This window comes from Oribacterium sp. HCP3S3_B9, from assembly GCF_052064255.1.
Taxonomy (GTDB): Bacteria; Bacillota; Clostridia; order Lachnospirales; family Lachnospiraceae; genus Oribacterium.
Map to the genome: position 1 here is coordinate 47,919 of NZ_JBQHVY010000006.1, position 20,618 is coordinate 68,536.

Annotated in this window: 17 protein-coding genes; 4 read left to right on the forward strand and 13 right to left on the reverse strand. The window is 56.0% G+C overall.

Going from position 1 to position 20,618, the window contains the following annotated elements; translation table 11 throughout:
* Window positions 1-49: 49 nt before the first annotated feature.
* The gene (locus ACTNC3_RS04950; RefSeq protein ID WP_441226667.1) at window positions 50-1,276 is read right to left on the reverse strand and encodes a class I SAM-dependent rRNA methyltransferase; all 1,227 of its coding nucleotides are present in this window, start codon (window positions 1,274-1,276) and stop codon (window positions 50-52) included.
* A gap of 182 nt (window positions 1,277-1,458) precedes the next feature.
* On the opposite strand from ACTNC3_RS04950, the gene ACTNC3_RS04955 reads away from it, so the two are divergent.
* Window positions 1,459-2,277: a PHP domain-containing protein gene (locus tag ACTNC3_RS04955; RefSeq protein WP_441226668.1), complete on the forward strand. Its 819-nt coding sequence runs from the start codon at window positions 1,459-1,461 to the stop codon at window positions 2,275-2,277.
* 28 nt (window positions 2,278-2,305) lie between these two features.
* Here the strand turns inward: ACTNC3_RS04955 and rpiB are convergent, their stop codons facing one another.
* Complete coding sequence (gene rpiB / locus ACTNC3_RS04960; RefSeq protein ID WP_441226669.1) at window positions 2,306-2,773, reverse strand: ribose 5-phosphate isomerase B; 468 nt, start codon at window positions 2,771-2,773, stop codon at window positions 2,306-2,308.
* Between the two features lie 287 nt (window positions 2,774-3,060).
* Between rpiB and ACTNC3_RS04965 the strand changes: the two genes are divergently transcribed.
* The gene (locus ACTNC3_RS04965; protein ID WP_410044026.1) at window positions 3,061-3,303 is read left to right on the forward strand and encodes a polya polymerase; all 243 of its coding nucleotides are present in this window, start codon (window positions 3,061-3,063) and stop codon (window positions 3,301-3,303) included.
* A gap of 155 nt (window positions 3,304-3,458) precedes the next feature.
* Here the strand turns inward: ACTNC3_RS04965 and ACTNC3_RS04970 are convergent, their stop codons facing one another.
* The 3 genes from ACTNC3_RS04970 to sdaAB all read right to left on the reverse strand — a co-directional run bounded on the left by ACTNC3_RS04970 (window position 3,459) and on the right by sdaAB (window position 6,882).
* Complete coding sequence (locus tag ACTNC3_RS04970) at window positions 3,459-4,892, reverse strand: uracil-xanthine permease family protein (RefSeq protein WP_410044027.1); 1,434 nt, start codon at window positions 4,890-4,892, stop codon at window positions 3,459-3,461.
* A 370-nt stretch (window positions 4,893-5,262) separates the two neighbouring features.
* The gene (gene sdaAA, locus ACTNC3_RS04975) at window positions 5,263-6,150 is read right to left on the reverse strand and encodes an L-serine ammonia-lyase, iron-sulfur-dependent, subunit alpha (protein ID WP_441226670.1); all 888 of its coding nucleotides are present in this window, start codon (window positions 6,148-6,150) and stop codon (window positions 5,263-5,265) included.
* Between the two features lie 63 nt (window positions 6,151-6,213).
* Window positions 6,214-6,882, reverse strand: a complete 669-nt coding sequence (sdaAB, locus tag ACTNC3_RS04980) for an L-serine ammonia-lyase, iron-sulfur-dependent subunit beta (protein ID WP_441226671.1) — start codon at window positions 6,880-6,882, stop codon at window positions 6,214-6,216.
* 434 nt (window positions 6,883-7,316) lie between these two features.
* Here sdaAB and ACTNC3_RS04985 point away from each other — a divergent pair, with 434 nt between their 5' ends.
* Entirely contained in the window at window positions 7,317-8,219 is a 903-nt protein-coding gene (locus ACTNC3_RS04985; RefSeq protein WP_441226672.1) for a LysR family transcriptional regulator, read from the forward strand.
* A 257-nt stretch (window positions 8,220-8,476) separates the two neighbouring features.
* Here ACTNC3_RS04985 and ACTNC3_RS04990 read toward each other — a convergent pair whose 3' ends face one another.
* Complete coding sequence (locus tag ACTNC3_RS04990; RefSeq protein ID WP_441226673.1) at window positions 8,477-9,580, reverse strand: DUF5722 domain-containing protein; 1,104 nt, start codon at window positions 9,578-9,580, stop codon at window positions 8,477-8,479.
* Window positions 9,581-9,791: 211 nt separating this feature from the next.
* A complete protein-coding gene (locus ACTNC3_RS04995; RefSeq protein ID WP_441226674.1) occupies window positions 9,792-10,313 on the reverse strand; it encodes a hypothetical protein in 522 nt (173 codons plus the stop codon).
* A 538-nt stretch (window positions 10,314-10,851) separates the two neighbouring features.
* Here ACTNC3_RS04995 and ACTNC3_RS05000 point away from each other — a divergent pair.
* A complete protein-coding gene (locus ACTNC3_RS05000; RefSeq protein ID WP_410044033.1) occupies window positions 10,852-12,489 on the forward strand; it encodes an ABC-F family ATP-binding cassette domain-containing protein in 1,638 nt (545 codons plus the stop codon).
* A gap of 222 nt (window positions 12,490-12,711) precedes the next feature.
* Here ACTNC3_RS05000 and ACTNC3_RS05005 read toward each other — a convergent pair whose 3' ends face one another.
* The 6 genes from ACTNC3_RS05005 to ACTNC3_RS05030 all read right to left on the reverse strand — a co-directional run bounded on the left by ACTNC3_RS05005 (window position 12,712) and on the right by ACTNC3_RS05030 (window position 20,500).
* Window positions 12,712-13,653: an ABC transporter permease gene (locus ACTNC3_RS05005; RefSeq protein ID WP_410044034.1), complete on the reverse strand. Its 942-nt coding sequence runs from the start codon at window positions 13,651-13,653 to the stop codon at window positions 12,712-12,714.
* On the reverse strand, window positions 13,653-14,720 hold the full coding sequence (locus tag ACTNC3_RS05010) for an ABC transporter permease (RefSeq protein WP_441226675.1): 1,068 nt from the start codon (window positions 14,718-14,720) through the stop codon (window positions 13,653-13,655). Before ACTNC3_RS05010 ends, ACTNC3_RS05005 begins: the two co-directional genes overlap by 1 nt.
* On the reverse strand, window positions 14,717-16,240 hold the full coding sequence (locus ACTNC3_RS05015; RefSeq protein WP_441226676.1) for an ABC transporter ATP-binding protein: 1,524 nt from the start codon (window positions 16,238-16,240) through the stop codon (window positions 14,717-14,719). Before ACTNC3_RS05015 ends, ACTNC3_RS05010 begins: the two co-directional genes overlap by 4 nt.
* Before the next feature lie 285 nt (window positions 16,241-16,525).
* Window positions 16,526-17,425: a YjjW family glycine radical enzyme activase gene (locus ACTNC3_RS05020; RefSeq protein WP_441226677.1), complete on the reverse strand. Its 900-nt coding sequence runs from the start codon at window positions 17,423-17,425 to the stop codon at window positions 16,526-16,528.
* A 186-nt stretch (window positions 17,426-17,611) separates the two neighbouring features.
* Window positions 17,612-19,159 carry a YjjI family glycine radical enzyme gene (locus ACTNC3_RS05025; protein WP_410044038.1) on the reverse strand — a complete coding sequence of 516 codons (1,548 nt, stop codon included), beginning with the start codon at window positions 19,157-19,159 and terminating at the stop codon, window positions 17,612-17,614.
* A 216-nt stretch (window positions 19,160-19,375) separates the two neighbouring features.
* A complete protein-coding gene (locus ACTNC3_RS05030) occupies window positions 19,376-20,500 on the reverse strand; it encodes a BMP family lipoprotein (RefSeq protein WP_410044039.1) in 1,125 nt (374 codons plus the stop codon).
* Between the last annotated feature and the right edge of the window lie 118 nt (window positions 20,501-20,618).

Sequence of the window (20,618 nt, forward strand, 5' to 3'; positions counted from 1 at the left end):
TTTCCTTAAGAAAAAGAGGTCAGCCCGTTACAGAGGGCTGACCTCTTTTTTACTTCTCATCCACAACCTGGAAGATATAGAACTTGAGGTAATACGAATTTTCATCACCAGACCAGAGAATCGGGTGATCGCAGGCCTGGGTGCGGTACTCGATCTGGCGAAGGCGACGATGTACGGAGCCGGCCGCCTCTGCGATGGTCTTCGTGAAGAGCTCCGGTGTCATGAAGTGGCTGCAGCTGCAGGTGGCGAAGTAGCCACCATCCTTCACAAGCTTCAGGCCCTGCATGTTGATCTCGCGGTAGCCGCGGATCGCGGCCTTCGTCGCCTCGCGGGACTTCGTAAAGGCCGGCGGGTCGAGGATGACGACGTCGTACTTCTCGCCGCGCGCATTCAGCTTCGGCAGCTCGTCGAGCACATCCGCCACACGGAAATGCACGGTGTCCTCGAGATGGTTCCGCTTCGCGTTCGCCGTCGCCTGCTGGATCGCGAGCTCCGAGATATCGAGGCCCTCGACCTCCGCTGCGCCCGCGATGCCGGCATTCAGCGCGAAGGTGCCCATGTGCGTAAAGCAGTCGAGGACGCGCTTCCCCTTACAGATCCGCTGCATCGCCCGCCGATTATACTTCTGATCGAGGAAAAATCCGGTCTTCTGTCCATTCACGACGTCGACCATATACTTGACGCCATTCTCCGTGATCTCGACATTCGTGTCAAACTCCGGGCCGATGAAGCCCTTATACACGTCCATGCCTTCCTTCTTTCGAACCGGCGCGTCACTCCGCTCGTAGATGCCGCGGATGTGGATGCCGTCTTCCCGGAGGATCTCCACGAGATCCTCGAGAATCATCGGCTTCAGACGATCTATGCCGAGTGCGAGCGACTCCACCACCAGCACATCCTCATATTTATCGACCGTGAGTCCCGGCAGCCAGTCCGCCTCACCGAAAATCACACGGCAGGCATCCGTATCCTCGCCCATGACGGTCTTCCGGTATTCCCACGCTGCCTTCACGCGATCACGCAGAAATTCCGCGTCGATCGGCTCCTTCCGCCAGCGGCTCAGCATCCGCACCCGGATCTTCGAATTGTGGTTGATGAAGCCATAGCCCATGAAGAAGCCGTCGAAATCCTCTACGCGGACGATATCCCCGTTCGCGTAGTCACCTGCGTACTGGTCGATTTCATTGTCGAAAACCCAGGCACCGCCCGCCTTGATCGTGCGGCCCTCGCCCTTACGCAGAATCACTTTTCCATCTGAAACCAATGATGTTCCCATAGTCACCTCTCTTTTTTCCTGATTTGCAATTTAGCGCACTTGTGTTATGATTGCAAGCAATTTAGAAGTGTTTCTGCGCGCTTTTTCGAGGCCAATGCAGACGGCGGTGCTGCGGCACCCGCCCGCGACATCCACGAGCCGCGCGACCCGGCGATTCCGAGGCGTTTTCAGAGAGGTTTATTATGTACGAAATCAAATGTGACACGCATACCCATACACTGTACAGTCGGCACGCATTTTCCACGATTGCGGAGAATGTGAAGGAGGCAGCGGACACCGGACTCGAGCTGCTCGGCTCCACCGACCACTTCTCGGCGATGCTCTGGCCGGATGTCGAAAATGCGAAGAACTACCAGTACCTCGCCAATGCACCGGCGACCTGGCCACGGACCTGGATGGGCGTGACGCTGCTCGCGGGCTGTGAGGTGGATATCGTGGGGCTGGACGGCGCGCTCTTCGGCGAGGACATCCCGAATACGACGTCGATCGTCGGCGACGCGTATAAGGAGCCGACCACGCTCTACGAACACACGACCCGCCAGATGGATTACGTCATCGCGAGCGTGCATGGCAAGTCCTTCATCGGCGATGCGTCGCGCGTCGCGCTGACGGACATGTATATCAAGGCGCTGTCGAATCCGAAGGTCTTCATCCTCGGCCATGTCGGCCGCACGGGCCTCGATGTCGACTACCGTGCGCTCGCAGAAGCGGCGAAGGCGATGCATAAGTGCCTCGAGGTGAACGAGCACAGCTTCGGCTTCCCGTGGAGCGGCGGTGTCAATAAGGATCGCTGCCGGCAGATCCTCGCGGCCTGCGCGGAGGTCGGCTGCCAGATCACCATCGCGACCGACGCGCACATCGCACCGCACATCGGAAAGTTCGAGGAGACGAAAAAGCTCCTCGCGGAAGTCGGATTCCCGGAGGAGCTCATCGCAAGCCGCGACCGGCAGAGTTTCCTCAGCGCACTGAAGGAAAGCGGTGTGAAGGACCTGCTGAAATAAAAAAATGGGGGATCATACCCCCATTTTTTTATGCCTCGTCGGCCACCTTCAGCTTCTGAGTCGCCTCGATCTCCATGATCTCATCGACACGTCTCTGGTGACGGCCACCCTCGAAGGTTGCGCCGGTCCACGCATCGACGATCTGCTTCGCGGTCTCGATGCCAATCACACGTGCGCCGAAGCAGATAACGTTCGAATTATTATGGCGCTTGCTCATCTCTGCGGAGTACGGCTCGCTGCAGCAGCACGCGCGGATACCCTCGACCTTATTGCATGCGAGGCTGATGCCTACACCGGTACCACAGATGGCGATGCCTCCATCCACTTCACTGGAAGCGACCATCTTTCCGACACGATAGCCGGAAATCGGATAATCGAAGCTCTCCGGAGAATTCGTGCCGACATCGATCACCTCGATGCCCTTCCCCTCGAGGTACTCCTTGATCTCATTCTTCATCTCAATCGCTGCATGATCGTTGCCAATAACTAATTTCATAATTCTTTCTCCTCGTCCGCTCGCTGAATGCGCCTTGTGTTTTTGTTAATTTTTAAACAGACTTTTGCCTGTATCACCTGCAGTATAGCATAATTTTTACATGAAGGTGAATCCGTACTGTCACATACATAAGAAAAACGCCACAAAGCGGGCTGTAAATGTACACAAAAATTTACTTGTATATTTGTACAATGTGCTATATCATCAATGCATGATACAGATAAATGAACGCTGTATCATGAAGTGTCGATAAGCACGAACGATAATACAAACAAAGGAGGTTTGTTATGAAGCTTGTAAATGTCAATAATGTAGAAGGTCTCTTCGAGGTGCTCGATAAGTGCCAGGGTGATGTATATCTCGTTTCCAAGGAAGGCGATCGTATCAATCTGAAGTCTAAGCTTTCCCAGATGCTCTTCACAGCAAATCTTTTCACGAAGGCCAACATCAGCGAACTCGAGCTCATCGTGGCAGAGCCGGAGGATATGAAGCGTGTCGTTGATTTCATGATGGGTGGCGCAAATATCTGATTTTAAACGAAATGAGTATACGAGCTGCTGATGTCCTGGTTCACAGGACCGTTCAGACAGCTCATAAAAGAGCCCGTGGAGCATGCGTTCCACGGGCTCTTTTTGTTTATACTTTTTTAATGGGGTCAGACCCCCTTACGAAATCCTTAAGATGATTACTTTTCCTTCACGCTGCCGTCGTCCATCATGTTCTGCTGGCCAGCCTTCTTCGCGAGCTGCCATACGAGGGACTCGCCCTGCGCGATTTCGAAGTTGACACCGGTGTCGTTCGGCTCGTCCTCGATAAACTCGTAATCCTTACCAGGGAGGATCGCGTTCAGCAGGATACCGACGAGTGAACCGGTCGCGATACCGGAGAAGTTGATGGTGATCGCACCGAGCGGAATCACGATCGCACCAGCGGTGGAGTAGTTGATACCGATCGCCAGTACGAGGATGAGTGCTGCGATGATGACGTTACGTGACTGGGAGAAATCCACCTTCGTCTCGACGACATTACGCACACCGACGGCAGAAATCATACCGTAGAGTACCAGGGAGATACCACCGACCGTTGCGGACGGCATCACCTCGATGAGGGCTGAGAACTTCGGGCAGAAGCTGAGCAGGATGGCAATGCAGGCGGCCAGACGGATCACCATCGGATCGTACACCTTTGTCAGCGTCAGTACGCCGGTGTTCTCGCCGTAGGTCGTATTCGCCGGTGCACCGAAGAGGGAGGCCAATGTTGTTGCAAGGCCATCACCCGTCAGTGTACGATGAAGACCCGGATCCTGGATGAAGTTCTTGCCAACCGTCGAGGAGATCGCGGAAATGTCACCGATATGCTCCATCATCGTCGCGAAGGCGATCGGCACGATGGTGATTACGGAGGTGATCAGCAGAGAAGAGTCGAGACTTCCATCTGTGAAGAGTGAGAATACGGTACGTCCGTACTCGATCGGAAGACCGAACCAGGCTGCCTCTGCGACCGGTGCGAAATCGATGAAGCCGGCGATAGCGGCTACGAGGTAGGAACCGATGACGCCGAGGAGGATCGGGATGATCTTCACCATGCCACGTCCCCAGATGTTGCAGACGACGACGATGACGATCGCGACGAGTGCGATGCCCCAGTTGCTGGAGCAGTTCTCAACTGCGGACTTCGAAAGGTTGAGACCGATGGCGATGATGATCGGACCGGTGACAACCGGCGGGAAGTACTTCATGACCTTCGAGGTACCGAAGGCACGGAAAGCCGCCGCCAGCACGAGGTAGACGAGACCAGCACACGCAACACCGAAGCAGGCATAGCGGAGCAGATCCGGCTCACCGTTCGGTGCGATGGCTGCATAACCAGCCAGGAACGCGAAGGACGATCCGAGGAATGCCGGAACCTTCTTCTTACTGATGAGATGGAACAGCAGTGTGCCGAGACCGGCAAACAGCAGTGTCGTCGACACACTTAAGCCAGTGAGCAGCGGAACCAGCACCGTCGAGCCGAACATGGCGAACATGTGCTGGAAGCCGAGAATCAGAACCTTGCCGGTGCCGAGCTTCTTCGCATCATAGATGCCCTCTTCACCGATTTTTACAGCTTCTTTACTCATAAAAATCCCCTTTCATTTACACCCTCTGAAGCTTACGGCCATCTTAAGAATTTCGTAAGGGGGTCAGACCCCATTAAGATTTTCTTAAGGCCCATAGAAAAGGCACACGAGAGAGGAAATAGTCCCCCCTGTGTGCCTCGGATCGTTCTATTCTGTTGGCCACGATATAATGCCCATATACGCTCCAGAATTATTTACATGATTTCTGACAGTATAACACAGGGGCATAAATATGAAAACCAGATTCTAAAAATTTTATAAACTGATGATTACTCCTCCTGGCCCTATCTCTGGCCTGTGGTTGGCCAGAGATAGCCCTTCGGGCACCGGGCACAGCCCGGTGGGATGTCGCTACGGAGTAATCTGATAATTACTCCTCCGCTCCAAAGACCTTTTCTTTCAGTTTGCGACCGGTCGGGGTGGCGGCGAGGCCGCCGGCGGCGGTTTCCTTGAGGGCACTGTTCATCATGTCGCCGACGGACTGCATCGCGCCGATGCACTCGTCAGCCGGGATATAGGCGCGGATGCCGGCGAGGACCATGTCCGCGCTGGAGAAGGCGATCATGATGCCGGAGACGTTTCGCTTGATACATGGGATCTCGACGAGGCCGGCGACCGGGTCACACGCGAGGCCGAGCTGGTTCGCGATGGCGATAGCGAGGGCGTCCGCGCACATGTCCGGGCTGCCGCCCATGAGCTCGACGAGCGCTGCAGCGGCCATGCCGGAGGCACTTCCGCACTCGGCCTGACAGCCGCCGGTCGCGCCGGCGATCGATGCATTTTTCGCGATGACCATACCGAAGGCGCCCGATGTAAACATGGACATCACGATGTCGCGCTTCTCTGCTCTTCCTTCCTTATAAAGAGAGACGAGGCAGCCCGGAAGGATCCCGCAGGAGCCGGCGGTCGGGCTCGCGACGATGCGCCCCATGGAAGCATTGCACCCAGCCACACTGAGCGCCCGTGCCATCGCGCCGGTCATGAAGCTGCCGGAGAGCCCGCCACCGGTACGCTTCGCGTAGTCGAACATGTGGTAGCCCTCGCCGCCGGTGAGACCGGACATCGATACCTGGTCCTTCGCAGAGCCGGACTCCACTGCCTCGCACATGACGTCGAAGCTTCGCTCCATCCGTGCGTAGAGGGTCTCCGGATCGGCTTCCGCCGCAGCGGCCTGATCTGCCAGCACGATCTCGGATATTTTCATCTTCTGCTTCTTCGCCGCCTCGATGAGCTCGGCGATGGAATCGTATTTCAGCATGGGAATCTTCTCCTTTCATTATGGTGATGCTACGGATTGCGCTGCTGTCTGAAAGGCTTAGCATCAGATCTTGTGGATTAATAAACAGTTCAGCACATCCGGGGTCTGGCGGATGTCGGCGGTGATCTTCTCCGGCGGGACGGAGTCAGCCTCGATGGTCATCAGGGCCTCACCGCCCTTCTCGCGGCGGCTCAGCTGGAAGGCACCGATGTTGATGTCGCTGTACATGCGGTGCATGAGGTTCGTGACGTTCGCGATGACGCCCGGCACGTCGCGGTGCAGGACGAGGATGGTTTCCTTGTCACCCGAGAACTTCACCTCCATGCCGTTGATGATGTCGATGCGAATGTTTCCGCCGCCGACGCTGGCACCCTGCATGAAGCCACTGCTGCCGTCCGGCAGATAGTAGGTGATGCGCGCGGTATTCGGATGTGTGTTCGGGAGATCCTGGTGGATGAAGTTGATCTCGATGCCCGCTTTCTTCGCGATGTCGAGCGCGTCACGGATGCGGATATCGTCCGTTTCGAAGCCCATGATCCCGCCCACGATGGCGCGGTCCGTACCGTGGCCGCGGCCCGTACGTGAAAAGGAACCGGGCAGGATGATGTCGCAGCGAGATGGCGTCCGTCCATCCATCAGCTTATTGGCCACACGGCCGAGACGGCACGCGCCCGCGGTATGTGAACTCGACGGACCGATCATTACAGGTCCGATCATATCGAAAACGTCCATAACTGTCTCCTTTGATTCTGAACATCCTAACAGATAGCATGCATGATATTTCAGGTATCCCTCACTGTTTCCAGGAGATCGATACTGCGCATCCTGTCGAACGAAAACTGCCAGGAGTCAGTTCGGACACATGTGCTCGATCTGACCTCTGACAGCTCCCCTTGCTATCCTTTATATATAAATCATTTTAATGTTAATTCAACTGCATAACAAGCTGTAAGCCCCCAAAAATGCGCGTAATTCCGTAGATAGTCTTTATTTCACTCATAAAAATAATTTATATTTTTCCTTGTTTCCGCATCTCTGTTCACATATAATAAGCAGAGACATTTCAGCTAAAGGACCCCGAAGGACCGGCAACAGAAGCCATACGGAGCGTTCGTGCTTCTGTTGCCGGCCCTCCAGGGCCTATAACTAAAGGAAAGGATCCCTTTATGGAAATTCGTCAGTTGACTTCTTTTGTAAAAATCGTAGAGATGCAGAGCTTTTCAAAGGCGGCAGAGGCCCTCGGCTACACGCAGGCGGCCGTGACGATCCAGATCCGTCAGCTGGAGCAGGAGTTCAACACCCGTTTCTTCGATCGTGTCGGTCGTCGCGTCGTGCTGACCCCACCAGGCCGGGAGTTTCTGCAGTATGCCAATGAAATCCTCCGGCGCGTAGATGACGTCCATACAGCGCTCGGCAACTCAAAGATGCAGGAGCATAAGCTGCGCATCGGTTCGCTCGAGTCGCTGCTGACCTATAAGATTCCGAACGTCGTCCGCTACTTCTATCAGGAGCATCCGGAGATCTCGCTGGAGATCAAGACGGGATCCCCGAAGGAGCTCACGGATATGCTCGAGCATAATCTCGTGGATGTAGTATATTTCCTGGATCGTCGTGTCTACGATAAGAACTGGGTGAAGATTCTGGAGGAGCCGGAGCCGATCATCTTCGTGGCGAGCGCCGAGATGGTGATCCCGGGCGAGAAGCGTGTCGGTTCGGTGTCGCATGTACGTCTCGCGGATCTCGTCGATCTCCGCTTCTTCCTCACGGAGAAGGATGCGAACTACCGCTATGCGCTGGAGCAGCACCTCGCGGCGGAGCGCATGCAGATCCATCCGTTCTTCGAGACCGGAAACACGGAGGTGCTGATCCGTCTCGTAAAGGAGAACCAGGGCATCTCCTTCCTGCCGGCGTTTTCCGTGCAGGACTCCATCGCGCGCGGGGAGCTGCGTGAGATCAAGGTCGACGACTTCGACATGACGATGTACCGACAGATCTTCTTCCATAAGGATAAGTGGGTCACCGATGAGATGCAGGCGTTCGAGAAGCTCGTGCGGCAGGGGCTGCTGTAACAGCGTAGATGAGGCCCCGGAGGGCCGGTAACAGAAGCGCAATACTCCGAGTTCGGAAGAATCTAAAATTGTCCCCCTAAGAACCAGTAGGCTCTCTGCAAACGACTGAGTTTTCTTTATGAAAACTCAGTGTTGCAGAGAGTGCTAAGGAAAAATTACTCCAACTGGTTCTAAGGGGGACAATTTTGATTCTTCACGAACTCTTTGTATGGCTTCTGTTGCCGGTCCTCCGGGGCCCTATCTAAACAACTAAAGCATCACTGACACATCTGGTAGGTGTTCCAGGCGAGTTTGCGGGTGGTCGGGATTTCGCTGACACCGTCGCAGTTATAGAGGCCGAAGGCGTAGCCCTGGGCGAGTTCGGCCGGGGCGTCGACGAGGCGGCTCAGGAGGAAGGCTTCGACGTACGGGTTCGCCTGCGCGAGCTGCCATGCCTGCTGGATGGCGACGGCCTGGGCGGCTTCGCCGCCGGCAGAGGCGGAATTAAAGCCCTCTTCGGACAGAATCAGATGACGGACCGCGCCACTCGGACTCAGCATTGGCCCCTGCTGCATGTAGTCGGTCAGCACGTGCAGGTTCTTCATGTTGATGATCGGACTGTTCGGCGACTCGGTCGCGTGCGGGGACGCGTTCAGGAAGTCTGGATTCAGGAGCCCCTCCGGGTACGGGTGCCAGGCGATGCCGTAGTCGGTGTCGCTTAAGTAGGTATTCAGGAGCTCGAGCAGAGTCTTCGATGGCATGGTCGTGTCGCCCTGCTGCGTCCAGTTGTAGTCGAACGGGATGAAGACGCGCGCGTCCGGGTTCTGTGCCTTGATCGCGTTATAGAAGATGCGGAAACCGTCCGCGTAAGCCTTCACGTAAGTGTTCGTGTCGACCGCGCCGAGGTAGTTCCAGACCGTGTTGTTGATTTCGTTGCCGATGACCCAGTTCGAAACACGGTCACGGTAACGGCTCGCGAGCTGCTCCGCCACCTGCTGCGTGCGCACGATGCCCTCCGGCGTCAGGGTGTTGTACTGGTAGAGGTTCGCCGTCGGGGTCAGTGTCGGGCAGATCGGGTCGCCCGCCTGGAAATCATTCATGACGCCCATCGTGATGGTGAGGTCGGCCGCGTCGAACCGGTCGATCATCGCGTCGAACGCGCGCATCTGCTGCTCATCCTTCAGGAAGCTTGCGTTAAACTGGAAGGTCACCTGCTTACAGCCGAGCTGCTGGATGTCGTAGACCATGTCGACGTGCGAGGAGCAGATACCCTTCTTCGACTCCGGCGTGTTGTAAAAGGCCCATGCCGGCGTACTCGACGCAAGTACCAGTGCGCTCGAGAGTATGGCCGCGGTCATTTTCTTCAGATGTGATGATTTCATATGTGCCCCCCTTGGTGGTTTTGATCTGTCTTTCTGCTGTGCCCGGCTTCACTGTGCCGGCACAGCGGCGCTTCTATGGATGTCGCCGGCCGCGCATACAGCGCTCCAGAGCGAAATGCCCATATACTATAAGTATACAGAAAAACCGCTGCGCAGTGAATGCGTAGCGGTTTCGAAATTTTTACGATTTTATTCGAATTGTATTCGAGTTTTATTCTGTAAATGCGATTGGGGTCGCACCGGAAGCAGCATCTGCGCTCTTCAGATCGATGCCGACGGTCTCATACGACAGGGTATCGAAATGCTGAGTGGTGCCATCCTCGGTAGTGAACTCGAGGGTGTACTTGATCTCCTTCTGCTTGTCCGCATCTTCATCTCGGGTGATGGTTACGGTCTCACCATCTGCGAGACCCTCACCTGCCAGGTTCTCACCCTTCTCCTTAGAGCCTGCCTCATAGAGATAGAGATCGGTCACCTTAGAACCTGTGGTGTTCTTTACAGTATAAACTGCGCTGGTAGCCTCACCGGACTCTGCCTCTGCAGCCGCTGTGGTCTCCTCCGCAGCCTCGGTAGCAGCCTCACTTGCAGCCTCCGTAGCCGCTTCTGTTGCAGCCTCGGTAGCCGCAGCGGTCGTCGCAGCTGCAGTGGTCGCCTCTGGTGTCGAGTTGGCACCGCAGGCACTCATACTCATCGCAAGCATCATCGCAGCAATCACAACATAATTCTTCTTCATAATTCTAGTCCTCCTGAATGTTCTGTATCGCTGATTTCCTGCACATCGCCCTGTCGGGCAATGCCGGCTCCTGCACTTCATCTCCCACCCGCGCGATTACGCCCGCGGGAAATATCCGGCAGCTCAGCGACCATCGGATGCTCCGTGACTTCGATCTGTTCGAAACTCTCCGAAACATCGAATGTAGATTATAGGAAATATTCCACAGAATACAAGTGAAGATTTTGTGAATTATATAATAGAAAAATTTAATAAATCAGCTCCCTGATGTACGAATCAGCCATGATCCGAATCTGCACTGACGAAGGCATACCACCATCACGATCCCAACCCCCGGTTTTCTTCAAATCTATTGCTTTTATGCGGGTTCTCGGCTATAATGCTCGAGGTTAATGACAGTTGAGAGCGGCTTCCCGAGCCACTCTTATTTTTTACGCGAGCGATGATTTCGGTTTCCAGCATCATGGATCCCGCTTTATGACCGCTCTGCCAGATTCACTACGTTCGTTCTGTTGAATTCAAGAAAAGGAGCAGCCACATGATTGCAGCAAATAACATTACCTTCCGTGTAGGTAAGAAGGCACTGTTTGAAGACGTTAATATCAAGTTCACCGAGGGCAACTGTTATGGCATCATCGGTGCCAACGGTGCCGGTAAGTCGACCTTCCTGAAGATCCTGAGCGGAGTGCTCGAGCCGACCAGCGGTGAGATCACCATGACCCCGGGCCAGCGTCTCAGCGTACTCGAGCAGGATCAGTTCAAGTACGACGATTACTCCGTCATCGATACCGTCATCATGGGCAACAAGCGTCTGTATGACATCATGAAGGAGAAGGACGCCATCTATGCAAAGGCGGATTTCACCGACGAGGATGGACTCCGTGCCGCAGATCTCGAGGCCGAGTTCGCTGCGATGGACGGCTGGAATGCGGAAGCGGATGCCGAGACGATGCTGAACGGCTTAGGGATCGGCACGGACCTGCACTACAAGCAGATGAACGAGCTGAAGGGCTCCGAGAAGGTCAAGGTCCTCCTCGCGAAGGCGCTGTTCGGTAACCCGGACATCCTGCTTCTCGACGAGCCGACCAACCACCTCGACCTGAACTCCATCGAGTGGCTCGAGGAGTTCCTCATCAACTTCGAGAACACCGTCATCGTCGTATCCCATGACCGTTACTTCCTGAACAAGGTCTGCACGAACATCGCGGACATCGACTACGGTAAGATCACCCTCTTCGCCGGAAACTACGACTTCTGGTTCGAGTCCTCCCAGCTCATCGTGCGTCAGCAGAAGGAAGCGAACCGCAAGAAGGAGGAGAAGATCAAGGAGCTGCAGGAGTTCATCCAGCGTTTCTCGGCCAATGCTTCCAAATCCAAGCAGGCGACCTCCCGTAAACGTGCGCTCGAGAAGATCGAGCTCGACAACATCAAGCCGTCCTCTCGTCAGTATCCGTACATCGTATTTAAGCCGAATCGTGAGATCGGTAACGATGTCCTCGAGGTGAAGAACCTCTCGAAGACCATCAATGGCGTAAAGGTGCTCGATGATATCTCCTTCATCGTGAACCGTACCGATAAGATCGCACTGGTCGGCCCGAACGAGCTTGCGAAGACTACCCTCATGCAGATCATCTCCGGCGAGATGGAGCCGGACAGCGGTGACTACAAGTGGGGCGTGACCACCAGCCAGTCCTACTTCCCGAAGGACAACACGAAGGAGTTCGCATCCGAGGACACGATCGTCGAGTGGCTGACCCAGTACAGCCCGGATAAGGATACCCAGTTCGTCCGTGGTTACCTCGGCCGTATGCTCTTCAAGGGCGACGACGGTCTGAAGAAGGTCAACGTCCTCTCCGGAGGTGAGCGCGTACGCTGCATGCTCAGTAAGATGATGATTTCGGGTTCCAATGTCATCATCCTCGACGAGCCGACCGACCACCTCGACATGGAGTCCATCTCCGCACTGAACGACGGACTCAAGAGCTACCCGGGTGTCATCATCTTCGCATCCCGTGACCACCAGGTCGTAGAGACCACCGCGAACCGTATCTTCGAGATCATCGACGGAAAGCTCATCGATAAGATGACCACCTACGACGAGTACCTCGCATCCGACGAGGACATCAAGAAGAGATTCGTCTTCACCCTGTCCGGATCCGACGCAAGCGACAACTAAGCGACGAGCATCCGACCAGACAGCACAAATCAGAAATCAGAGAGCCATCCCGTGACAGGCAAGCCTGCCGCGGGATGGCTCTCTCTGTCTTAAGAATTTCGTAATGGGGTCAGACCCCATTACGGTCACCTTAAGGATTTCGTAAGGAGGTCTGACCCCATTACGAAATTTCGGAAAACAACAGCCCTCGGTGCGGATACACCGGGGGCTGGAAATAAGCTGTTACTTCGAACGAACAAACGGCTTGCCGTTTGCTGACGGTACGTGGCCGGCGCCGACGAAGAAGATAAGGGTCAGCAGGGTCACGATGTACGGGATCATGCTGAGGAGGTTCGGGCTGATGAGGTTCGAGCCGCCGAGCAGTGACTTGACACCGTTACAGAATCCGAAGAGGAGGCAGCCGACGAAGGCGCCGCCCGGGGAGAACTTACCGAAGATGACGGCTGCGATCGCGATGAAGCCCTGGCCGACGATGACCGCAGGACGGAACTGCGATACGGTCGCGAGGGTGACGAAGGCACCACCGAGACCGGACAGGAAGCCGGACAGGATCACGCAGACATAGCGCACGGCATAGACATTGATGCCGAGGGTCTCACATGCCTCCGGATGCTCACCTGCTGCACGAAGCCGCATACCGAAACGGGTCTTGTAGAACACGAACCAGATGAGCGCCACCACCAGGAAGCTGAGGTACGCCACCGAGTAGGTGGAGATAACATTGTACTGAAATGAACCGGCCGGGAAGATGGACACGCCCTTGTCGTTCGTAAACATCTTCGGCAGCTTCGCCATCATATCGAGCGCCGGTGAATCCGAGGAGTTCTCGAAAATCGCCTTGCAGAGGAAGATCGCGAAGCCCGGTCCGATGAAGTTGATCGCAGTTCCGGCGATCGTCTGGTCCGCATGCAGACTCACACAGACCACCGCGTGGATGATGCCGAGCACAGCACCCGCGAGACCACCTGCAAAGAAACCGATCCAGCCGTTGCCCGTGAAGTACGCAACCGCCGCCCCCACGAACGCGCCGAGGGTCATCATACCCTCGATGCCGATGTTTACGACGCCAGAGCGCTCACTGAAGCAGGAGCCTAAGGCTGCGAGCAGCAGTGGTGGCGTCGAGATCAGCATCGCATTGATTAAAAGTCCTAAATTCGTAAGCATTACTTCGCCGCCTCCTTCTTACTGGTCATCTTCGTGAGGATCGACTTAAATACCGGTGCGATCGCGATGAAGATAATAACGGTACCCATGATGATGTTGACGACCTCATTCGGTACCTGGATTACGGTCAGCTTGTTTCCACCGTACTTCATCGCACCGTAGAACCAGCCGGCGAAGATACAGCCGATCGGATTCGTGGCACCGATGAGGGCGACGGTGATACCCTGGAAGCCGTAGGATTCCTGGGCTGCAAACTGCGGGATACGCTGGCTCATGCCGAGGAGCTGTACCGCTCCACCGAGACCCGACAGGAGACCGGAGAGCGACATCGATGCGAGGAATACGCGGTTCGAGCTGATACCGGCATACTCTGCGGCCGTTCTCGAGAAACCGACGGCACGCAGCTGATAGCCGAAGGTGGTCTTCGTCATGACGAACCAGAGGATGATCGCGGCGATGATGGCCATCACGATGCCCCAGTGGACGTCGGAGCAGCCGGTAAGCTTCGCCACCGCCGTCGGCATCTTGATCGACGCACTCGCGAGGATGTTCTTCGAGGCCTCCGCGCCCTGATCCGTATGAATCGTCTTCAGGTTCACGACGAAGTTCGAGAGATAGAACGCGATCCAGTTAAACATGATATAGGAAAGGACCTCGTTGATGCCCTTCTTTACCTTCAGCACACCGACGATGGCACCCCAGAGCGCACCGGCGAGGGCCGCTGCCAGGAGACATACGATCGCGTGGATCACCGGCGGCAGCGGACAGAGGATACCGATCACCGCGGCGGCCAGCGAGCCGACCACGTACTGGCCCTCGGCACCGATGTTGAAGACACCGGTACGGAAGGAGAACGCCACCGAAAGTCCGGTGAAAATCAGCGGTGCTGCATAAACGATACTGTAGGTGAAAAACTTCGGCTTACTGAAGACACCGTTGAAGAGCTTCGTGTAGGCCTCGCCCGGATTGACACCGATCGCCGCGAGGAGGATCGCCCCCACGATGAAACCGATCACGATCGCGATCAGGGTGTACAGCAGGGAGCTGTCTAATATTTTCTTTTTCATTCTGCCTTACCTCCTGCCATCATCAGGCCCAGCTTGTACTCATCCGCCTCTGCGCCCATCATCTCACCGTCGATCTGACCGTCGAAGATAACGTCGATGCGGTCGGACAGGTTCATGATCTCATCGAGCTCGAAGGAAACGAGCAGGATCGCGCGGCCCTTGTTGCGCTGCGCCACGAGGTACTTGTGGACGAACTCGATCGCGCCGACATCGAGACCTCGGGTCGGGTTGAAGGCGATAAGGAAGTCCTTATCATTCGTCACCTCACGGGCGATGATTACCTTCTGCTGGTTACCACCGGAGAGCTGACCTGCGAGACGCTCCTCACAGCCCACCGGGCGGATATCGAAATCACGGATCATGTCGGTCGCGTGATCACGGATCACCTTCTTCTGCAGGATGCCGTTCTTCGCGTACGGTGCCACAGCGAAGTTCTGGAGCACGAGGTTCTCGGCGACACTGAAATCAAGCACGAGACCATGCTTCTGACGGTCCTCCGGAATCGAGGAAATGCCCTCGTCGAAGAGCATCTTCGGTGTCTCGTTCGTGACATCCTTGCCGTTCATGAGGACCTGACCGCTCGTCGCCTTACCGAGACCGGTGAGGATCTCGACGAGCTGTGACTGGCCGTTGCCGTCGATACCTGCGAGTCCGAGGATCTCACCGGCATGCACCTCGAGATTGAGGCCCTTCAGGACCTCGACGCCTCGGTAGTCCTTCGCGTGGAGATCCTTCACCTCTACGACGACACGACCGGGCTCCATCTCCTTCTTGTCGACCTTGTTGGTGACCTGACGGCCGACCATCATCGCCGCAAGGTCATCCTCGCTGACATCGGCGACACGGACGGTGTCGATGTACTTACCACGGCGGATGATCGTACAGTTGTCGGACGACTCCTTGATCTCCTTCAGCTTATGCGTGATGAGGATGATCGACTTGCCGGCGGCGGTGAGGTTATGGATGATGTCCATAAGCTCGTTGATTTCCTGCGGGGTCAGTGACGCGGTCGGCTCATCGAAGATGAGGAGATCTGCACCACGATAGAGGACCTTCAGGATCTCGACACGCTGCTGCATGCCGACCGAGATATCCTCGACCTTCGCATCCGGGTCGACCATGAGGCCGTACTTCTCACTGAGCTCTACGATCCTCTGACGCGCGGTCTTTAAGTCCACGGTCAGTCCCTTTCTCGGCTCTGCGCCGAGCACGATGTTCTCGGTGACGGTAAACGGCTGCACGAGCATGAAGTGCTGGTGCACCATGCCGATGCCGAGCTCGATGGCCTTCTCCGGGTTATCGATGGAAACTTCCTTTCCGTTGATGAAGATCTGTCCGGAGGTCGGTCGGTACATACCGTACAGTACGTTCATGAGCGTCGACTTGCCGGCACCATTCTCACCGAGGATCGCGTGGACCTCGCCCTTGTGCACGGTCAGGTTGATGTGGTCGTTCGCGGTGAAGTTTCCGAACTTCTTCACGATGTCCTTCATCTCGATGACGACAGTGCTTACATCCATGTTGCTTTTCATTGCATTGTGTCCCTTCTTTAATGTATTTCGAGCAGTGTGTCCATGGCGAAACGCCCACCGTTTACTGCTGGTTGACACGGCCGTTCTGTCGGAAAAGCCAGGACAGAGACGGTACTTTCACTCTGTTGATACTCTTTAGAATATCATAAATCGCGCGCGTTTTACACTGGTTTGTTGAAGTGCTGCTAAGGGAACCCGGCTTGATTTCACACGTTCTCTACGTATGGCTGCTGATGGCAGTCCTCCGGGTTATCCGATTGTACTGAAGCAGTGTCAGATGATGACGATGTCGGTCATGCCTTCTGCGCGTGCGAGGTCGGCGAGGTGCTCGAGCCAGGCGTCGGTCGGCGGGGTAAAGCTGCGGTACGCTTCGCGGACGCCGAACGGGCGGTACTTGATGATCTTGTAGCGTATGCTCGTCCCCTCGTTTGCCGGCCAATGCTTCTGCCGTGACAGGTATGGCTGCAGCGCGCAGGCGGTGTCGACGATGGTCTTTTCGGTGTCGAAAAGCTCCGGGACGATGACGGTCCGGACTTCGTAGAGCTGGCCGCGGTCGGCGAGGAAGCGCATGTTCTTGAGCATGAGGGTGTTGTCCACGTCGGTCACTGCCCGGTGGTCTGCGGCGTCGTAGGCCTTGATGTCGAGCATGACGCCGTCGATCACGGACAGGAGCTCCGCAGGGTCGGCTTCGAAGTCATAGCTGCCGTTCGAGTCGAGGAGGAAGCCGAGGCCATCCTTCTTCGCGAGGATCGCGAGGTCGTGGAGGAATGCCGGGTAGAAGGTGCATTCGCCGCCGGAGACGGTGACACCACGGATGAACGGGACGTTTCTCCGCACCTCGGCGTACACCTCTTCCGCGTTCATGTAGCGGATACGCGGGCTCGCGTCATGGGTGCAGGTATGGATACAGGTGTCGCAGCCGACGCACTTCGTCGGATCGAAGAGGACGAGGCCTTCGGCTGAGCGCGTGAGGGCCCCGGCCGGGCAGGTCGCGACACAGTCGCCGCAGCTGATGCAGACGGCGCGGGTCTCCGGGTTGTGGCAGTAGTGGCAGTTGAAATTGCAGCCCTGAACGAAGACGGCGGTACGGTTGCCTGGGCCGTCGACGGAGCTGAACGGGATGATTTTGTTAACGGGCACGCGGCCGCCCGCGCGTCTCGGATCGTTTCGCATTACTCTCTCCTTTTTTCTTCACTGTAGGCATGTTCGGACTCGAAATCACCCATCATGCCTGTTTTTTCTTCGGCTTTTATAGGCATGATGATTTTCCAGCGAAAACATTGGCCGAAAGAAGGGAAAAGAGCAGACCTCTGCTGGTCTGCTCTCCTCGCTGTGTGGATGTTCCTCATGGGTGCCGTATTAACGGACTTTTCGCTCCATGATGTGGCCGTTCTGCTTCGCGCCGAGGCCGAGGGCGGTGGTGTCGTGCTTGACGTTCTGGCCCTGCTCGAGCTTCTCGATCTCAGACTTCTTTACGAGGTAGCCAGTGACGCGGATGACGTCGGAGTCGCTCGCGTAGAAGCTTAAGTAGCGGAGGTTCTGCCGGAAGGAGCCCTTGATGATATCGAGGACGTAGTCCGGATTCTTGTGCACGGTCATGTCGATCGGGAAGATGTCACCGGTTCCGGATGGGAAGTAGTGGTGGAAGTTCGACAGGATCATGAGCTGATCCACCAGGTTCGCCGGCTCCTCGCCGATCGGGATGCGGGTGCCCGGGGTGACGTTCACGTCGGAGGCGATGCCGACCTGCGCGTGCAGGAGGAAGTGGCCGCCGGTCGCTTCGCAGTACGGGTTGAAGTGGTGATCGTTGAAGTCCTTGATCACGTCCATGATGCGCACGCCGAGCTTCGTCGCTTCGTCATCACGGCCGAAGCGCCACTCCGGGTGGCCCTCCTTCTCCAGCAGGATGTCGACGGCGTCTGCGAGGCCGACGAGACCGAACATCGCACTGAAGAGGTCGCGGCGGATGAGACCCTCCTTCGCGAGGAAGTTGTTCTCGAAGAAGCCGGACTCCTCCACGATGAAGCGGATACGCTCATCCATGTAGCGTGCCTGGATGTCCATCACGTACGGGAGCTGGTTCTGCAGGAAGTCCTCGATGTTCTTCGCGCGCTTCGCGATGTTGCCGAGGATGAGGCGGACGAGCGTGTAGGAGCCGCCGCCGAACTTGAGACCGTTGTAGCAGGAGGCGATGACATACTCCTCGCCGAGCTCGGACTTAAACATCGCGTGGTTTCCGAAGGACGGCTTCGCGGAAGCCAACGCTGCTCTTACGCACTCGAGCGCAAAGTCATCCGGGGTCTCCGCTTCATCGTACTTCATCGTGATGTTCGGTACGGCATCCCGGGTCGCTTCGATCGCCTTCAGGATGAGACGGCCGGCCTTTGTGTCGCGTGGGCCGATGTTGCCGTGGGAGAAGGAATCGAGGATCGTGCGGTCCATGTTGACGAAGAACAGGGTGATCAGCTTCTGCGCAAGTTCCTCGTCCATATCCTGTACGAACGGGTCGAGGAGCTCATCGAGCTGTCCCACGTAGACCGGGAAATTGGTCACGGACGGGACATGACGATAGATGATTTCGAGTGCATTGATCGCCTCGAAGAGGTCCTTCGGCGGCTCGAGGTTCAGGAAGCGGGAGCCCTCCTTCATGAACTTCTCGTAATTCGGGATGATGTAGCGCGGGCGCAGCGGTGCGTGGCCCTCGCTGAGGTCGCAGATGCACTGACGGTCGATCGGCTGGTTCAGGAGCTCATCGAGTCCCTCTGGAAGGTTCAGCACCTCGAGCAGGGAATCCGCCTGATTCGCCATCGTCGCTACCTTCTGCTCATGTGTCAGGGTCGGGGACTTTACGGTCTCCAGCATCGCTTCGCGCGTCTGATTTACGCGCTCCATGGAAATATCTCTCATATAGATTACCTCGTATTCTGTATCATGCCAACGAACGATCGGAGTCGGATTCGGAGTCGGATGTGATTCTGTCATCGCCTCTCTGAAATCGATAATCGTTCGCATTTTTCTTTATACTTATAATATAATAGATGACGATGAAATTCTATATTTTTTTATAAAAAACCGGGTGGCGCGTGCCACCCGGTTGCGGTTTTCATATAGAACGATCGAGACTTAGTCGAGCTCGTAGATGTCGCCGTACTTAGCTTCGAAATCAGCCTTGTTTGACGGAACAGTGATCTTACCGTCTACGATCTGCTGCTTCACATCCTGAACCTCAGCGAGAATAGCCGGGTCGATGTTGTCTGTGGTCGGAGCGAGATCAACACCTGCGTCTGCAAGGGTGTAGGTCTTTACGCCTGGCTCAACATTACCCTCTACGGTTGCCTTCGCTACATCGTATACAGCGTTATCTACACGCTTCATAGCGGATGTAAGGATGGTCTCCGGAGCGATGGAGGACTGATCGGAGTCAACGCCGATCGCCCAGATGCCGGCTTCCTTACAGCCATCGATGACACCGAGGCCGGTACCACCAGCTGCGTGGAAGATCACGTCTGCGCCCTGTGCAACCATGTTGTTTGCAGCCGTCTTACCAGCAGCGGTATCTGCGAAGGAGTTTGCGTTGTTCTGGAGAACCTTGCAATCCGGGTTTGCATCGACCGCACCGGCAACGTAGCCGTAACCGAACTGGTTCATAAGGTCAGTCGCCATACCGAGAACGATACCTACGGTGTTGGTCTTGGTGGTCTTACCTGCTACATAACCTACGAGGTAGGAAGCCTGTGCCTGCTCGAACATAAGGGAAGTTACGTTAGGAACATCTGCGAGAGAAGCATCATCGACGATGGCGAACTTCATATCCGGGTTCGCTGCGCTCTCATCCTTCAGTGCATCTGCGAGTGCGTAGCCGATGCAGATGATCATGTCGTAATCCTCATCGATATAGGTCTCGATGTTTGGCTTGTAATCAGCGTCGGTGTGGGACTCGAGGTAAGAAGCCTGGAAGCCGAGCTCGTCTGCTGCCTTGGAAAGGCCTGCCCATGCGGACTGGTTGAAGGAACCATCATTTACACCACCGACATCGGTTACGATACCGATCTTCACGTCGGAAGCGTCCTTACCGGTAGCCTCTGCGGCTGCTGTGGTCTCTGCTGCTGCGGCCTCGGTTCCTGCCTCTGCTGCAGCTGTGGTCTCTGCAGATGCTGCTGTGGTCTCTGCTGGCTTGCTGGAACCGCATGCTGCAAGAGAAGCAACCATGGATGCGGCCATAAATGCGGCAATCATTCTCTTTTTCATAAATACTTTCCTCCTATGTATCGGCCATGGATGGCCGAAAAACATTTCTCCCGTAATGGGAAACACAGAAACATTATAAGTGTTTTACCCGCTGTTTACAAGAATGAATACCTGTCAT

What these genes read in the sequence shown, in the direction of transcription:
- ACTNC3_RS04955 (WP_441226668.1), top strand. Translation starts at nt 1,459, where the DNA reads ATGTACGAAATCAAATGTGACACGCATACCCATACACTGTACAGTCGG.
- ACTNC3_RS05015 (WP_441226676.1), bottom strand. Translation starts at nt 16,240, where the DNA reads ATGGATGTAAGCACTGTCGTCATCGAGATGAAGGACATCGTGAAGAAG.
- rpiB (WP_441226669.1), bottom strand. Translation starts at nt 2,773, where the DNA reads ATGAAATTAGTTATTGGCAACGATCATGCAGCGATTGAGATGAAGAAT.
- ACTNC3_RS05030 (WP_410044039.1), bottom strand. Translation starts at nt 20,500, where the DNA reads ATGAAAAAGAGAATGATTGCCGCATTTATGGCCGCATCCATGGTTGCT.
- ACTNC3_RS04965 (WP_410044026.1), top strand. Translation starts at nt 3,061, where the DNA reads ATGAAGCTTGTAAATGTCAATAATGTAGAAGGTCTCTTCGAGGTGCTC.
- ACTNC3_RS05005 (WP_410044034.1), bottom strand. Translation starts at nt 13,653, where the DNA reads ATGCTTACGAATTTAGGACTTTTAATCAATGCGATGCTGATCTCGACG.
- ACTNC3_RS04990 (WP_441226673.1), bottom strand. Translation starts at nt 9,580, where the DNA reads ATGAAATCATCACATCTGAAGAAAATGACCGCGGCCATACTCTCGAGC.
- sdaAA (WP_441226670.1), bottom strand. Translation starts at nt 6,150, where the DNA reads ATGCTGAAATACGATTCCATCGCCGAGCTCATCGAGGCGGCGAAGAAG.
- sdaAB (WP_441226671.1), bottom strand. Translation starts at nt 6,882, where the DNA reads ATGGACGTTTTCGATATGATCGGACCTGTAATGATCGGTCCGTCGAGT.
- ACTNC3_RS04985 (WP_441226672.1), top strand. Translation starts at nt 7,317, where the DNA reads ATGGAAATTCGTCAGTTGACTTCTTTTGTAAAAATCGTAGAGATGCAG.
- ACTNC3_RS04995 (WP_441226674.1), bottom strand. Translation starts at nt 10,313, where the DNA reads ATGAAGAAGAATTATGTTGTGATTGCTGCGATGATGCTTGCGATGAGT.
- ACTNC3_RS05020 (WP_441226677.1), bottom strand. Translation starts at nt 17,425, where the DNA reads ATGCGAAACGATCCGAGACGCGCGGGCGGCCGCGTGCCCGTTAACAAA.
- ACTNC3_RS05025 (WP_410044038.1), bottom strand. Translation starts at nt 19,159, where the DNA reads ATGAGAGATATTTCCATGGAGCGCGTAAATCAGACGCGCGAAGCGATG.
- ACTNC3_RS05000 (WP_410044033.1), top strand. Translation starts at nt 10,852, where the DNA reads ATGATTGCAGCAAATAACATTACCTTCCGTGTAGGTAAGAAGGCACTG.
- ACTNC3_RS04950 (WP_441226667.1), bottom strand. Translation starts at nt 1,276, where the DNA reads ATGGGAACATCATTGGTTTCAGATGGAAAAGTGATTCTGCGTAAGGGC.
- ACTNC3_RS04970 (WP_410044027.1), bottom strand. Translation starts at nt 4,892, where the DNA reads ATGAGTAAAGAAGCTGTAAAAATCGGTGAAGAGGGCATCTATGATGCG.
- ACTNC3_RS05010 (WP_441226675.1), bottom strand. Translation starts at nt 14,720, where the DNA reads ATGAAAAAGAAAATATTAGACAGCTCCCTGCTGTACACCCTGATCGCG.